Raw genomic sequence first — 14,189 nt, forward strand, 5'->3', positions numbered from 1 at the left:
CTGGGCCTTCGAGCGACGGCATGAGGAGACGACGGTGGAGTTTGGCATCACCCTGTTCACGAGCGACCGCGGCATCACCCCCGCGGCCGCGGCGCGCGCGGTGGAGCAGTTCGGGTTCGACTCGTTCTATGTCCCCGAGCACACCCACATCCCGGTGCGCCGCGATGCCGCCCACCCGCAGACCGGTGACGAGTCGCTCCCCGACGACCGCTACATGCGGACCCTCGACCCGTGGGTCTCGCTCGGCACCGCGGCCTCGGTGACGTCGCGGATCCGGCTCGGCACCGCCGTCGCGCTGCCCGTCGAGCATGACCCCATCACCCTCGCGAAGACGATCGCGTCCCTCGACCACCTGTCCGGTGGCCGCGTGACGCTCGGCGTCGGCTACGGCTGGAATCTGGACGAGCTCACCGACCACGGCGTCCCGACGAACAAGCGCCGCACGATGCTGCGCGAGTACCTGGAGGGCATGCAGGCGCTGTGGTCGCAGGAGGAGGCGTCCTACGAGGGCGAGTTCCTCTCCTTCGGTCCCAGCTGGGCGTGGCCGAAACCGATTCAGCAGCCGCGGGTTCCGATCATCGTCGGCGCGGCGGGGAACGAGAAGAACTTCAAGTGGATCTCCCGATCGGCGGACGGCTGGATGACTACCCCGATCGAGCGGGACATCGAGGACAACGTGTTGCTGCTGCGCAAGACTTGGGAGGCCGCGGGCCGGGACGGGGCACCGCGGATCGTGGTCCTGGACCGCAAGCCGGTCCCCGAGACCCTGTCGCGGTGGCAGGATCTCGGCATCGACGAGGTCGTGTACGGCATGCCCGACGCCGACGAGGACACCGTCACCGCCTACCTGGAGAAGCTCGCGGGCAAGCTCGGACGCTGACCGGTCGCGGGGGTCGGCGGGCACCCGGGCGGAGAATGCGCCCGTCGTCGAGTGTGGGCAGGGGAGCGGTGTGACGGACTATCTCGCGCCACGGTGGGATCGGGCCGCTCTGGTCGTGATCGACCTGCAGCGTGACTTCCTCGACGGCGGACACGCCGCGGTGCCGGGAACGACGAACGTCGTGCCGAATGTCTCATCGTTGGTGCGCGCGTTCCGGCTCGCCGGTCGCCCCGTCGTTCATGTGGTTCGTCTGTACCCGCCTGGGGGTTCGGATGTCGACGTGCTTCGGCGCGAGTCGATCGAACGCGGCGCCGAGATGGCGGCTCCCGGAACCGACGGATGCCAGATCGCCGACGGGATCCTGCCGCCGGGGTACCGATTGGATGAGGATCTGCTTCTCGCCGGGCGTAGTCAGGCCGTCGGGCCGAACGAGATTGTGCTGTTCAAACCGCGATGGAGTGCCTTCTATCGCACGGAATTGGAGTCGCTGCTGCGTGCGCAGGGATGCGACACCGTGGTGGTGGCTGGCTGCAATCTGCCCAACTGTCCGCGAGCGACGCTGTTCGATGCCAGCGAGAGGGACTTTCGCACCGTGCTGGTCATCGACGCCGTGTCGCAGGCGAGCGCCGAACGGGTGGGGGATCTCGATAGGATCGGAGTCAACCTCTGCGCGACAGCCGAGGTCGTTGCTGCGCTTTCCGCGGCAGATCGGGGTCGGTGAGGCGCCAGAAGGTTCACGGCCGCGGCCGAAGAGTGGGATCGTGTTTACTGAAGAGCGTTGTAGCGCAGAAGAATTCCACGGGCATCCAAGTCCACACCCTGGGAGGGCTGGTTGCGTCGCCGCGCCGGTCTTCAACTGCTTCTCGAAGAAGGTCGTTGGGTACGCGTTGGTCGATCACATGCAATGCGTGGGAGGAGTCATTCCAACGCTGCATTGAAGAATGAACGAGTGTCGCGTCGACTGGACTTCTGCGGCGGGCGGCCGCCCAGGCCGCGACCTATCCGGTCGTGGCCTCGGCGGCTCCGTGGTTCTATTGTGTTTCAGGGTGTTTCAGGTGCTGAACAGCAGCTGTTTTCGATTGTGTGCCGGGATGGGTTTGCGGTCGGGGTCGATCCAGTGTGGGGGTGTGAACCTGGGGGTACCCCCTGCACGGAGTGCTTGGGGGAGGGTGGCCGTCGTCTCCGATGTGCACAGTCCATTTGCCTTTGTGGATGTATCGGTGGTGAAAGCGGCAGAGTAGCACCAGGTTCGACAGTTTCGTTTCGCCTCCGTTAGCCCAGTGATGAATGGGGGCACCTCCCTGCACGAAGTGCTTGGGGGAGGGTGGGCGTCGGTCCAGGCGGTGGGTCGGCCGCATCCTGGGTAGGCGCAGCCGCAGTCGCGGGCGTCGAGGGCGCGGCGGAGTCGGCGGGGGATGATGCGGGTGGTGTGGCCGATGTCGAGTGGGTTGCCGTTGTCGTCCATGACGATGGGGGTGATGGTGGCGTCGCAGGAGATGATGGCGGCGGTGTTGATGCTGATGGGTCCCATCCATGGCATCCACGCCGGACCCCTGCGGATGTAGCTGTGGCCGGAGCCTTGGACGGTGTCTCGGCGGTCGTTCCCGTACGAGTGGCCGCCGGCGTTGTTGTCGTCGGTGGGTGTGCCGTTGCCCCTGCTGCTTTCGTTCGGGGGTTTCGTTGCGGGGGTGTGGCGTGCGGTGGCGGTGGTGAGGTCGCCGAGGCCGACGAAGACGGTCATGTGGGGTTGTTCGCTGCCTTCGCTGGGGGCGTCGCCGGAGTTGAGGTAGTGGCGGATGATGTCGGCGAGGGCGTCGGCGCGGCGTTGGGGTGCGGGGCGTGGGTCGGGGTCGGGTTCGCCGTGGGTGTTGTCGCGTCCGGGTTGCGGCTTCGATAGTGCGGACAGGGCGGTGAGGACTTGTTCTCCGGTGGTTTTGTCGAAGTGGCCTTTGATTCGGAGTCGTCCGCCGGTGGTGGGGGTGGTGAAGAGTTCGTTGAGGGTGGTGTTCTCGTCGTCGGGTGGAACGCCGTCGTCGTCGTTGGTGAGCATGGTGCGGAGGGCGGCGACGCGTCGGGCGGTGTCGGCGCTGTGTTCGTGTTCGGCCGCTGCGAGGAGGTAGGTGGTGCATTGTTGGCGGCATTCGGCGATGGGGTCGATGTGCTCGCCGTTGATGTGGGTGGGGTCGAGGTCGGCGATGAGGTGGGGGATGTCATCGAGGAGGGCGGTGATGGACCGGATCTGGTCGATGTCCGCTGTTCCGGCGGTGAAGGCGTCGGAGATGGCTTTCCTGTCGCGGAGGTTTCGTCCGGTGGCGATGATTGTTTTGGCGACTGCGGGGGTGAGTTTGCTGGTGTCGGAGAGCCAGGTTTGGGTGGAGGATGCGCCGAGTGTGTGGGTGGTGCCGCGTTCGTCGATCTCGTGGACGAGGTGGACGCGGAGGGCGTCGAGTTGGCGCAGTCGTTGGGATAGTTCGGGGATGAGTGTGGGCAGTGTGTTTTCGTCGAGTTGCCACGCCTGTACCCGGTTGGGTGTGGTGAGTAGCTCGTCGAGGTCCATGTCTTGACGTTACTCGTATGTGTGTTCGATAGCAAGGGTGTTCGAGTGTGGATGCGATTGATGCGCAACAATATTCGCGTTTGCTTGACCATCCGAGTCCCGTCGCTTTCGGAATGTCGGGCGAAGATCAGCGGCGTGGCGTGATGAGGGATGCGCCCGCTACTCCGATGATCACGAACGCAACCGCGACCGCGACGGTCCACTGGCCGAGGAATGGCGCGCCGTACAGGATGGAGCCGAGCGTTCCGGCGCTGCCGACAACGAGCAGGAGTGCCCCGATCAAGGTCATGGGTCCGATTCTTGCGGTTGGGTATTTGCTTCGCCGGTTGGTTCGTTCGGGAGGTGATCGCTACGTCGGCGACGGTCTGACTCCGGGCTTCCGGCGGATGCCAGCTGCTCGGTGCGGCGACCCGGAACGGTGGGTGCCCAGGTCGTCGAGGCTCACTTTGCGGCTTGGTCGGCATTTCACGCCGGTGGCAACGGAGTGGATCGGGAAGTGATTGATACGCAGCAATGTTCATCGCCAATCGGGGCGCCTTGGTCGGATGGTGGCAGTGACTCGACGCTTGACAGTGACTGTCATCTAGGCAGATACTCGCATCAATGCTTGATGTCGACGGAAGGTCTGCAATGTCATTGAGGGAGCGTCAGCGGGCGCTGGTCCGTGCGGAGATCCAGCGGGCCGCGTTCGTGCTGTTCGCCCGCGACGGGTTCGACGCGGTGACGACCGATCAGATCGCCGCCGAAGCCGGAATCTCGCCGAGCACCTACTTCCGGCACGTGCGCAGCAAGGAGGATCTGCTGCTCGACCCGGTCCGGGAAGGCGGCGCAGGCATCGTCTCGCTGCTCGAACAGCGGCCCGCCGATGAACCCGCGGACGTTGCACTCCTGCAGTCGATCCTCGCCCGCTCCACCACCTTCGCGGCGACGGAGGTCGAGCAATGGCGGGCGGCCTTCCGGACCGCACCGCATCTGCTGGATCGCGTCGCGCTCATCACCCCGGAACACCGCGCCAGGCTGGTCGACCTGGTGGCGCAGCGGATGGGCCGGGACGCCGAATCCGACAGCAACCCCGGCCTGCTCGTGCATCTCATGCTCGCCGCCGCCGAGTTCGGTTACCTGCGGTGGCTGCGCAGCCCACGCACCCGGGGCGCGTCCCTCCCGGTGTGCGTCGAGGGCGCGCTGGACGCGGTCCTCGGTGAGCGATGGAGCACTCAGCAGATCGTGACGCCACGGAAGTCGAAGAACCGCAGCAGGACATCGTGATGGACATCGAACGTAGGGAGGGAACGACAATGGCACAGGATTCCGCCAGCGTGACGGACGAGGTCGACCTCGTCATCGTCGGCTCGGGTGCGGCGGGGATGGCGGCCGCGATCACCGCCGCACGCAACGGCCTCGAAGCCGTGCTCGTCGAGAAGTCCGAGTACTGGGGCGGATCGTCCGCGCGGTCCGGTGGCGGCGTCTGGATCCCGGGCAACTCGGTGTTGCGGCGGGACGCGCCGTCCGACGATCTCGCCGCGGCCCGCACCTACCTGACCAGCATTGTCGGCGACGACGCCGACGCCGACCGGATCGCGACGTACCTTGAGCGGGGGCCAGAGGCGCTCGACTTCCTGATCGCGAACTCGGGGCTCGACCTCGAATGGGTGAACGGCTACTCGGACTACTTCCCCGAGGCCCCCGGTGGCCGCGCCACCGGACGGTCCTGCGAACCGCGCCCCTTCGACGCCAGTGCGCTCGGCGCCGACCTCGCGACCCTGCATCCCTCGTACACCAAGGCGCCGCTCGGCGTCGTGGTCAAGCAGTCCGACTACCGCTGGCTGAGCACCGGATTGCGGCACTGGCGGGGGCCGCAGCGGATGCTGCGAGTCGGGGCCAGGACGGCGATGGGACGCATCCGACGGAAGAAGCTGGTCGGCCTCGGATCGGCATTGATGGGGCAACTGATGCTCGGGGTGCGCGCCGCCGGTGTTCCGGTGCGGCTGGGCACCGCGATGACCGAGCTGGTCACCGACGGTGACCGCGTCATCGGCGTCGTCGTCGACGACGGCACGGGACCAACCACGGTCCGCGCCCGGCGTGGTGTCGTGCTCGCGTGCGGTGGGTTCGACCACAACGCCGTCATGCGGCAGCGATACCAGCGGGAACCGGTGGACACGTCGTGGAGCCTCGGCGCACCGACCAACACCGGTGACGGGATCACCGCGGGCATGAGCATCGGCGCCTCCGTCGCCTGCATGGACGATGCGTGGTGGGCTCCGTCGATCCCGCTGCCGAACGGACCGTGGTTCGCGCTGGCCGAACGATCGTTGCCGCGCAGCCTGATGGTCAACGACCGCGGCGTCCGGTTCATGAACGAATCCCTGCCCTACGTCGAGGCGACCCACCGAATGTTCGGCGGCCCCTTCGGGCAGGGCGACGGTCCGGCGGACAACCTCCCCGCCTGGCTGATCTTCGACCAGACGTACCGCAACCGCTACATGTTCGCAGGCGTTCCCGCCAGGCAGCCGCTGCCGCGGTCGTGGCAGCGGTCCGGCGTCATCACCAGTGCCGGCTCGATGCGTGAGTTGGCCGAGAAAATCGGCATTCCCGCCGACGCGCTGGCCGGTACCGTCGACCGGTTCAACGCGCACGCCCGGTCGGGCACCGACCCCGACTTCGGCCGCGGGCAGAGTCGCTACGACCACTACTACGGCGACATCACCAACAGGCCGAACCCCAGCCTCGGGGAACTGACCAAGCCGCCGTTCTACGCGGCGCAGATGGTGCCCGGTGACCTCGGAACCAAGGGTGGTGTGGAAACCGATAGCGTCGGAAGGGTTCTCCACGCCGACGGCACCGTGATCGGCGGACTCTACGCGGCGGGCAACACCAGCGCGCCGGTCATGGGACATACCTATGCGGGCCCAGGGGCGACCATTGGACCGGCGATCGTCTTCGGGTACCTCGCCGCGCTCGACGCCGCGCAGCCCGGCTGATCCCCACCGGGAGCCACGCGGTCACGGCGGATCAGGATCGGCGGGGTCGCGGGGCGGGCGTGGCTCTCGACTGCGCGATGCATCGAGGAGTGCGGCGACGTCGAGCACCTCCGGCCACCGCATCGTGGCGTCGGGGATTGACCGAACCCCCTCGGCCACGACCCACACGGCGCCGTCGTCGTCGACCGTGACCGATGGCCGGGTCGCGAGGATTGGGGTGCTGCGTACCGGTTCCAGCGTGTGCGGGTCCAGCAGGGTGAACAGCCAGAACTGTCGCCCGCGGTCGTAATCCACCGGACCGGGCAGCGGCCACCATCCCGATCGTCCCGACCCGTCCGGTGGGTGATTGACGGTCCACGCGTACGGCCCGACCTGTCCGCCGACCATCACCGTGCTGGGCAGCCGTCGCGGCGTTCCGAGCGTCAGGTCCGGAAGCACCGGCACCGCGTGGTCGCCCAGGAAGAGGAGTGACGGTGATCCGGCGAGGAACAGGCGGCTGCTCCGTCCGGAGTGCCGCAGTTCCGGACCGATCGTCGCCGCGCCGGTCGGGTCGACCCGAACGAGTCGGATAGTCGAATTATCCAGTGCAACAGCGGCAATGGCCACCGCCCTGTCGCTGGCGATCGCGGCGACATGGCCATGCGGAGCGTCAATCTCGACGGGGTCGGCGTCCGGTCGGTGCAGCACCCAAGCGCCCTCCGCTCGGCACACCAGCAGCGCGTCGCCCAGGACTACTGCCGTGTGTGCTGCCCCGTCACCGACGCGACGTGGCTCCGCGTCGTCGGCACACCGGAAGAGGCCGTCGCGGCCGCCGACCCAGCAGCCCGTCGGTGTCGCCCAGACGCGGCGGGACGGGCCGATCGGTGCGGGCAGCACGTGTTCACGAACGGTGCGGTCACGGTCGATGCTCACCACTACGGGCAGGGTGCAGTCCGACACCCACAGCCGTCCGCCAGCCGCCGAGACGCCGCCGGGGACGATGCTCGGTCGGGTCGGCAGCGTGGGCACGTCGTCGAGTTCGAGGTCGATCAACACGCCGACATCGGAGTCCGCCTCGTCCCGGTCCTGCGCGTACAGCGCCTCACGGTCGAAGAACCGCGGCGAGACGTCGACGTCCCGGAGTCTCCGGTGCCCCGCCGACATGTTCCATGCGGTACCGGGTCCGGGTCGGCGTCGAAAGCGCTCGCTCACGATCCGAACCCGGGTGACGCGCCCCCGCACGCGTCCGGCGTCGTCGCCGAGGACGCAGTGGAAGCGGCCGGTGAGTTCGACCTGCCCGGTGCGGGGACGGAAGCCGCGCCAGGACGCCGTCCAGCCGTCCCCGCGGAGCAGCCCCGACCACTGCGTGCGCCGTGGGGTGTCCTCGCCGGCGTACGCCTGGATAGGGGGTCCCGGATCAGGTTCCAGCGGAGCGCACATCGTCACCACGTCATCGGTGGCGGGTGGGAGCTCGACAAACCTGAGCGACAGTGCGATGACCGACCCGACCCGGGGGAGCGGGGCCTCGCCGTCCTCGATGGCGATGTTCTCAACCTCGACGGCGAGAGTGCGACGGCCCGTCATGAGCCTTTCTGCGCGGTGGACATGCTGGCGACGCTACCAGCATCGAGCGCTTCGGGGTGGCCGGTGATCCGCACGGGCCACCCCAAAGCGGTCAGCCCTTCGCCGCCGAGATGCCCGCGCGGCGGCCGTAGAAGCTGCCATCGCCGAGCGAGGTTCCGGACGCGTACCCGCCCGCGCACACCCCGGATGTGCAGCGCCCGGCGGCGAACAGGCCGGGGATCGGCTCACCGGAGACGTGCAGGACCTCGGAGTTGATCGTGGTGCGCAGGCCGCCGAGGGTGAAGCCCGCGGTGCAGTTGCGCAGATCCAGTGCGGCGATGGGGGAGCCGATCGGCTTGCACCATTCCGGCTTCTTCCCGAGGACCGGATCCTCGCCGTTCGCGGCGTGCCGGTTGTACACCTCGACCGTCGACTGCAGGGTGCCCGCGGGCAAGCCCATCTCGGATTCGAGTTCCTCGACGGTCTCGGCAACCCACTTCGGCTGGAAGCGGAAGTACGGAGTGGAGCTGTCGCCTGCGCAACCCTCCTCATATGCCGCCTCGTCGATGATCAGATACGCCTGGTTTCCGTTGCGCAGCAACGTTTCCTGTCCGATCCGCCCCGGGTAGGTGTCCTCGTTGACGTAGCGCTGACCGCGGCCGTTGACGAGGATGCCGCGGGCCATCAGCTGCGGATCACCGAAGAACGCGACCTCGGTGGCGTCCATGTGGGAGAGGTCGGCACCGATTGCCTGCGCCATCTGGATGGCCTTGCCGTCGTGCTCCTCGATGGACGCGCCCGGCTTGCCGATCAGCCGCGGTGCGTAATTCTGCACCATCTCCTTGTTGTAGGCGAAGCTGCCGGTGGCGAGGACGACGCCGCGACGCGCCCGGATCGCGAGCTCCTTGCCGTACTGCTTGGCGACGATGCCCACGACGCGGCCGGACTCGTCGGTGATGAGTCGCTGCACGCGCATGTCGTACTCGGCGGTGACGCCGAGCTTCTCGGCGGTCTCGACGAGCGGCTTCATCAGCATGTAGCCGCCGCCCTTCTCGCCGGTCCGCTTGCCCGTCATCTGCGGGACGTGCCCCCGCGGCGCGGGGGCGGCGACGGTGTTGAACGGCGCGGCGTTCTCGCCGCCGGAGTACATCAGGCCGTCGTCGAACGGGGTCTCCCAGCCGGGCTGGCCATAGAAGCTCTCCTTGAACGGCACCCCGTTCTCGACCAGCCAGTTGTAGTGGTCGACGCTGCCGTCGCAGTAGTCGGTGATCTTCTCCTCGTCGGCGCCAGGGCCGAGGGCGGCCATCATGAACGCCTTCATGTTCTCGGGGGTGTCGTCGAACCCGAGGGCCTTCTGCAGCGGGGTGCCGCCACCGAGATAGATGAACCCGCCGGCAAGGGCGGCCGCCCCACCCCATCCGCTGGTCCGCTCGAGGACCAGGACGTCGGCGCCCGCGCGGGCGGCCTCGATCGCGGCGCTGACCCCGGCGATGCCGTAGCCGGCGATCACCACGTCGGCCTCGTGGTGCCAGGTGTCGATGCTCGATGCGGGCAGGGGACGGATGGGGGTGGCCTCGGCCATGGGTGATCGGGTCCTTCGTGTCGGGTGCAGTGTGCGGGTCCCCGCACTGTGCGTGATTTTCCCCCCAACCGGGGTGAAAATCACGCACGGGCGGCGGAGACGCGCATCAGAGCAGTATTTCCGGTCCGGGTGGGGTTCGGGGCCGAATTGCGTTACGGAGCGGAACCGTTTTCGGCGGCCTGTGCGGCCGCCGCCTTCTCCGCGGCCCGGGCGGCCTTCCGTCGATCCGACTTCACCGAGATCAGGGCGTTGTTCAGTCCGGTCCCCAGCGGCCAGCCCACGTAGTGGCAGAGGAAGATCGCGGCCTCCTCCACCTGCTGCTCGGTCAGCTCCTCGTTTCCGATCGCCGCGTTGATTTGAATCTTCGCGACCTCCGTCTGCCCCTGTGCCGCGATCGCGCCGAGCAGCAGCAGGCGTCGGTCGCGCAGGCTCAGTCCCTGGCGGGTCCAGATATCGGCGAACAGGTGATCGGCGGTGACGGCGAAGAAGTCGCCGGGCACGTCGGCGGGCATCTCCCACCCGTAGACCTGGTTCATCATCGCGACACCGCGACGCCGGGCCTCACTGGTGACGCCGTCGGCTGCGTTTCCGTTCTCGCTCATGCGGGCTCCTTCGATGGTACGGATTGGGCGAGGGTGCCGGGACCCACCCCGAGCCCGGGACCGAGTCCGGTGAGCGCGGCGGTGGCGAGCGGCAGGTCGACGTCGAGCCGATCGCCGAGATCGAGCGCGAGCGACAGGTCCTTCTCTCCGAGGGTGCGGACGTGCCCGAGGATCGAGTACCACCCGTCCGATTCGGCGACCCGTGCGGTGGTGTCGCGGAGCATGATCGCGCCGGGCCCGCCGGTGATCGCGTCGGTGTGCCGCACCACCTTCCCGAGCTCACGTATATCCAGGCCCGCCGCCTCGGCAAGCCGCTGCGCCTCGGTGGCCGCGGTGAACGAGATGAAGTGCAGGAGATTGCGGGCCAGTTTCATGCGGGTACCCGCGCCGACCTCGCCCGCCCGCACGACCAGTTCGGCGAACCGGGCGAAGGGTTCGCGCACCGCCTCGAACGCCTCCTCGGTGCCACCGACCATGACCGCGAGCCGACCCTGCTTGGCGCCCATCGCGCCGCCACTGATCGGGGCGTCCACCAGATGCACCCCCGCCTGCAGGCAGGCCTGCGCCAACTCCACCGCGGTGGTGTCCGCAATCGTCGAGTGCACCGCGACGACGGTGCCGGGCGTTGCGGTGGACAGGATGCCGTCCTGGCCGGTGACGACGTCGCGGACCTGGGTGTCGTCGAGGACGGTCACCGAGATCACCGTGGCCTGCGCAGCGACGGCGGCCGGGGTGGCGGCCGCGGCGGCCCCGTCGGCGACGAACGGTTCCACGGCCTCGGGGCGGGCGTCGCACACCACCAGCCCGCCCGGCCAGTCCAGCAATCGCTTCGCCATCGGCGCACCCATGTTGCCGAGACCGATGTATCCGACGGTCACCGCCGTTGCGTTCGGCGTGCCCGTGCTCATGACCGGTACACCTGTCCGCCGTCGACGTTGAAGATCTGGCCGCTGATCCAGCTCGCCTCGTCGGACAGCAGGAACAGGCACAGGCCGGTGAGGTCCTCGGGAGTGCCCATCCGCTGCAACGGGATCCGTTTCACCATGTCGGCGACGATGGCCTGTGGTGTGGACGTCCGGGTGGCTTCGGTGTCGATCGGGCCGGGGGCGATCGCGTTGATCCGAATCTTTGACCAGCCGAGTTCGGTCGCCAACTGCTGGGTGAGGCTGTTGATGCCCGCCTTGGCCAGACCGTAGTAGTTGGAGTAGGTCCATGCGGCGGTGGAGGACTGGTTGACGATCGAGCCGCCGGTTGCGCGCATGTGCGGGACCACCGCCCGGCAGACCTGCAGCGCGCCATCCATGTTCACCGACATGAACCGACGGTAGTAGTCCCAGTCCACGGTCAGCAGTGAATCGATCTTCATCCCGCCGTAGATCGCGGCGTTGTTGACCAGGTGGTCGATGCCGCCGAACCTCGCGATCGTCGCGTCGGCCAGGGCCTGCGCCGACGCGCCGTCGGCGACATCGACCTGTACGAAGATCGCCGAGCCGCCGTCGGCTCCGATCTGCTTGGCGACCTGCTCACCGAGTTCCGCGTTGAGGTCGGCGACCACCACGTTGGCCCCGTCCGCGGCCAGCGCCTTCGCGTACCCCTCGCCGATGCCCTGTGCCGCACCGGTGACGATCGCGGTGCGTCCGTCGAAACGTCCCATGTGAAATGTCCTGCTTTCTGGTCGAGTTCGAGTGGCCGAGCTGAGTGGAGCGGGTGGATCCGCTCAGGTGGTGGCGGGATAGGCGACGAGCTTGGTCTCGAGGTACTCCTCGAAGCCAGCGACGCCCATCTCGCGGCCGATGCCGGACTGCTTGTAGCCGCCGAACGGGGCGTCGGCGGAGTACCAGAGGCCGCCGTTGACGCCGAGGGTGCCGGTGCGAACGCCGCTGACAACCCGGTCGATGCGATCGGGGTCGGTGCCCCACACCGCCCCGGACAGTCCGTAGGGGGAGTCGTTCGCGATCCGGATCGCGTCGTCGTCACCATCGTGCGGCAGCACCACCAGGACCGGGCCGAAGACCTCCTCCTGCGCAACCCTTGACGAGTTGTCCAGGCCGGCGATGAGAGTCGGTTCGATGAAGAAGCCGCGTTCCAGGGAGGCGAGCCGCCCGCCGCCGGTGACGACGGTGCCGCCCTCCTCCACGGCCAGCCTCAGGTAGCCCTCGACCCGGTCGCGTTGCTTCGCGGAGATCAGCGGGCCGCACACGGTGCCGGGGTCGGTGGGGTCGCCGGTGCCGACCCCGGCCATTGCCCGCGCCGCGGCCGCGACCGCCTCGTCGTACCGTTCGCGGGGCACCAGCAGCCGGGTGCACAGCGCACAGCCCTGGCCGGCGTGCACGGCGACCGAGAACGCGGCGTAGGAACTGGCGCCCGCGATGTCGGCGTCGTCGAGGACGATGAACGCGGACTTGCCCCCGAGTTCGAGGAACACCTTCTTCAGCGACCGTGAGGCCGCCGCCATCACCGCGCGGCCGGTGCCGGTGGACCCGGTGAACGAGATCAGGTCGACGCGGGGATCGGTGCACAGTTGCTCGCCGAGCCGGTGGTCGGTGGAGGTGACGATGTTGACGACGCCGGGCGGGATGTCGGTCTCCTCGGCGATCACCGTGCCGACCAGGGCCGCGCACCACGGCGTGTCGGGGGCAGGCTTGAGGACCACCGTGTTGCCCGCGGCGAGGGCCGGGCCGAGCTTGGCGAAGTTGATCTGGTGCGGGAAGTTCCACGGGGTGATCGCGCCGACCACGCCGATCGCCTCCTTGAGCAGGCGGCGGTGGGTGGGGATGCCCATCGGGGTTGCACTGCCGAGATCCTGCTCCCACGCATAGTTTTCGGCGAGATCGGCCCAGTACCGCAGGTCCTCGATCGGCCCGGCGAGCTGCGGCCCGTTGGTCAGCATGGCGGGCGCACCGACCTCGGCGATGGTGATCTCGCGCAGTTCCTCAAGGTGCGACTGCAGCGCGTCGCGGAGTTGGCGGAGGCAGTGGGCGCGGAAGGCGTGGTCGCGGGACCAGTTGGTGGTGTCGAAGGCCGTGCGTGCGGCCGCGATCGCCGCGTCCATGTCGGCGGCGGTGGCCTCCGCGGCGCGGCCGACGATCTCCTCGGTTGCGGGATTGACGATCTCGAAGGTGCCGCCGGATCCGGGAATCAGCTTGCCGTCGACGAGCAGTGCCGAGCTGTCGGAAGGTCGAAGCGTCATTGCGCAAAACTCCTTTCTGGACAGGTGTCTGGACTATAGTTTGCACAAATGTCGCGTGCAACGGGTTTCGGGTACATCTCCGCTCGTCGCATAGAAGGGAGTTCGGTCATGGCGCGTTTGACTCGGGCCGGGTTCGTTCGGCTGCGCGACCGGCGATGCCGGTCGGCGATGATCGTGTGCGACACGGTGCGGCCGGCTGTCCGGGGCGATGGTTGCGCTTCGCGAACTGTAGTAATGTCTGGACACGTGTCTAGTAGTGATCGCGTTCCCAGCAGTTTCGAGTCAACCCGACGCCGTCTCACCCCCAAGCAGGCGGACACCGTCGACCGCCTGTGCGTCGCGGCGGTCGACGTCCTGCGGGAGGAGGACTTCGCTGGCCTCACCGTCCGCGCCGTCGCGGCCCGTGCCGGTGTCGGGCCCGCGACCGCGTACACCTACTTCTCGTCGAAGGAGCACCTCGTCGCCGAGGTGTTCTGGCGGCGACTCTCGCGGTCGCCGCGTCCGGCGACCGACGGCCACGATCGAACCGGCCGCGTGGTCGCCGTCCTGCGTGACATCGCGCTGCTGCTCGCCGACGAACCCGGACTCTCGGCTGCCGTGACCAATGCCCTGCTCGGCGGCGACCCGGACGTGGAGCACCTGCGGGTGCGGATCGGCATCGAGATCCGCGACCGCCTCCTCGACGCGCTCCGCGGGGACGAGTCGACCCCGTCCGGCCGCGACCCCGACCCCGATGTGCTCGAAACCCTCGAACTTCTCTACGCCGGAGCGCTGCTCAGGGCCGGGATGGGCTACGGGTCCTACGCGGACCTCGCCGACCGACTGGAGCGTTCCGCCACAATGATATTGGAGTAA

13 protein-coding genes are annotated in these 14,189 nt (G+C 68.3%); 5 read left to right on the top strand and 8 right to left on the bottom strand.

Annotated features, from left to right (window positions below; all coding sequences use genetic code 11):
* Positions 1 to 34: 34 nt before the first annotated feature.
* Both ACFWQG_RS06205 and ACFWQG_RS06210 read left to right on the top strand, forming a co-directional pair.
* A complete protein-coding gene (locus tag ACFWQG_RS06205) occupies positions 35 to 880 on the top strand; it encodes an LLM class F420-dependent oxidoreductase (RefSeq protein ID WP_378506703.1) in 846 nt (281 codons plus the stop codon).
* A gap of 70 nt (positions 881 to 950) precedes the next feature.
* Positions 951 to 1,601 carry a cysteine hydrolase family protein gene (locus ACFWQG_RS06210; protein WP_378506704.1) on the top strand — a complete coding sequence of 217 codons (651 nt, stop codon included), beginning with the start codon at positions 951 to 953 and terminating at the stop codon, positions 1,599 to 1,601.
* Positions 1,602 to 1,931: 330 nt separating this feature from the next.
* On the opposite strand, the gene ACFWQG_RS06215 is transcribed toward ACFWQG_RS06210, so the two are convergent.
* Both ACFWQG_RS06215 and ACFWQG_RS06220 read right to left on the bottom strand, forming a co-directional pair.
* Complete coding sequence (locus ACFWQG_RS06215; RefSeq protein ID WP_378506705.1) at positions 1,932 to 3,437, bottom strand: DUF222 domain-containing protein; 1,506 nt, start codon at positions 3,435 to 3,437, stop codon at positions 1,932 to 1,934.
* Positions 3,438 to 3,564: 127 nt separating this feature from the next.
* A complete protein-coding gene (locus ACFWQG_RS06220) occupies positions 3,565 to 3,726 on the bottom strand; it encodes a hypothetical protein (protein ID WP_378506706.1) in 162 nt (53 codons plus the stop codon).
* Between the two features lie 341 nt (positions 3,727 to 4,067).
* On the opposite strand from ACFWQG_RS06220, the gene ACFWQG_RS06225 reads away from it, so the two are divergent.
* Both ACFWQG_RS06225 and kstD read left to right on the top strand, forming a co-directional pair.
* A complete protein-coding gene (locus ACFWQG_RS06225) occupies positions 4,068 to 4,703 on the top strand; it encodes a TetR/AcrR family transcriptional regulator (protein WP_378506707.1) in 636 nt (211 codons plus the stop codon).
* Positions 4,704 to 4,732: 29 nt separating this feature from the next.
* Complete coding sequence (gene kstD, locus ACFWQG_RS06230) at positions 4,733 to 6,418, top strand: 3-oxosteroid 1-dehydrogenase (protein ID WP_378506708.1); 1,686 nt, start codon at positions 4,733 to 4,735, stop codon at positions 6,416 to 6,418.
* 21 nt (positions 6,419 to 6,439) lie between these two features.
* Here the strand turns inward: kstD and ACFWQG_RS06235 are convergent, their stop codons facing one another.
* The 6 genes from ACFWQG_RS06235 to ACFWQG_RS06260 form a co-directional block, all read right to left on the bottom strand.
* A complete protein-coding gene (locus ACFWQG_RS06235; protein WP_378506709.1) occupies positions 6,440 to 7,981 on the bottom strand; it encodes a hypothetical protein in 1,542 nt (513 codons plus the stop codon).
* A gap of 91 nt (positions 7,982 to 8,072) precedes the next feature.
* Entirely contained in the window at positions 8,073 to 9,542 is a 1,470-nt protein-coding gene (locus tag ACFWQG_RS06240) for an FAD-dependent oxidoreductase (RefSeq protein ID WP_378506710.1), read from the bottom strand.
* Between the two features lie 152 nt (positions 9,543 to 9,694).
* Positions 9,695 to 10,144, bottom strand: coding sequence for a carboxymuconolactone decarboxylase family protein (locus ACFWQG_RS06245; RefSeq protein WP_378506711.1), 450 nt, complete (start codon positions 10,142 to 10,144; stop codon positions 9,695 to 9,697).
* The gene (locus tag ACFWQG_RS06250; protein ID WP_378506712.1) at positions 10,141 to 11,052 is read right to left on the bottom strand and encodes an NAD(P)-dependent oxidoreductase; all 912 of its coding nucleotides are present in this window, start codon (positions 11,050 to 11,052) and stop codon (positions 10,141 to 10,143) included. The genes ACFWQG_RS06245 and ACFWQG_RS06250 overlap by 4 nt, the downstream gene beginning before the upstream one ends.
* The gene (locus ACFWQG_RS06255) at positions 11,049 to 11,798 is read right to left on the bottom strand and encodes an SDR family oxidoreductase (RefSeq protein WP_378506713.1); all 750 of its coding nucleotides are present in this window, start codon (positions 11,796 to 11,798) and stop codon (positions 11,049 to 11,051) included. Before ACFWQG_RS06255 ends, ACFWQG_RS06250 begins: the two co-directional genes overlap by 4 nt.
* Before the next feature lie 63 nt (positions 11,799 to 11,861).
* The gene (locus ACFWQG_RS06260) at positions 11,862 to 13,334 is read right to left on the bottom strand and encodes an aldehyde dehydrogenase (RefSeq protein ID WP_378506714.1); all 1,473 of its coding nucleotides are present in this window, start codon (positions 13,332 to 13,334) and stop codon (positions 11,862 to 11,864) included.
* 234 nt (positions 13,335 to 13,568) lie between these two features.
* On the opposite strand from ACFWQG_RS06260, the gene ACFWQG_RS06265 reads away from it, so the two are divergent.
* Positions 13,569 to 14,189, top strand: a complete 621-nt coding sequence (locus ACFWQG_RS06265) for a TetR/AcrR family transcriptional regulator (protein ID WP_378506715.1) — start codon at positions 13,569 to 13,571, stop codon at positions 14,187 to 14,189.

This window comes from Rhodococcus sp. NPDC058532 (assembly GCF_042719255.1).
Lineage (GTDB): Bacteria > Actinomycetota > Actinomycetes > Mycobacteriales > Mycobacteriaceae > Rhodococcus_G.

Bases quoted from the DNA above. Each gene is read 5' to 3' on its own strand.
- ACFWQG_RS06215 (WP_378506705.1), bottom strand. From the start codon at position 3,437: ATGGACCTCGACGAGCTACTCACCACACCCAACCGGGTACAGGCGTGG.
- ACFWQG_RS06220 (WP_378506706.1), bottom strand. From the start codon at position 3,726: ATGACCTTGATCGGGGCACTCCTGCTCGTTGTCGGCAGCGCCGGAACG.
- ACFWQG_RS06225 (WP_378506707.1), top strand. From the start codon at position 4,068: ATGTCATTGAGGGAGCGTCAGCGGGCGCTGGTCCGTGCGGAGATCCAG.
- kstD (WP_378506708.1), top strand. From the start codon at position 4,733: ATGGCACAGGATTCCGCCAGCGTGACGGACGAGGTCGACCTCGTCATC.
- ACFWQG_RS06235 (WP_378506709.1), bottom strand. From the start codon at position 7,981: ATGACGGGCCGTCGCACTCTCGCCGTCGAGGTTGAGAACATCGCCATC.
- ACFWQG_RS06240 (WP_378506710.1), bottom strand. From the start codon at position 9,542: ATGGCCGAGGCCACCCCCATCCGTCCCCTGCCCGCATCGAGCATCGAC.
- ACFWQG_RS06245 (WP_378506711.1), bottom strand. From the start codon at position 10,144: ATGAGCGAGAACGGAAACGCAGCCGACGGCGTCACCAGTGAGGCCCGG.
- ACFWQG_RS06250 (WP_378506712.1), bottom strand. From the start codon at position 11,052: ATGAGCACGGGCACGCCGAACGCAACGGCGGTGACCGTCGGATACATC.
- ACFWQG_RS06255 (WP_378506713.1), bottom strand. From the start codon at position 11,798: ATGGGACGTTTCGACGGACGCACCGCGATCGTCACCGGTGCGGCACAG.
- ACFWQG_RS06260 (WP_378506714.1), bottom strand. From the start codon at position 13,334: ATGACGCTTCGACCTTCCGACAGCTCGGCACTGCTCGTCGACGGCAAG.
- ACFWQG_RS06265 (WP_378506715.1), top strand. From the start codon at position 13,569: ATGTCTGGACACGTGTCTAGTAGTGATCGCGTTCCCAGCAGTTTCGAG.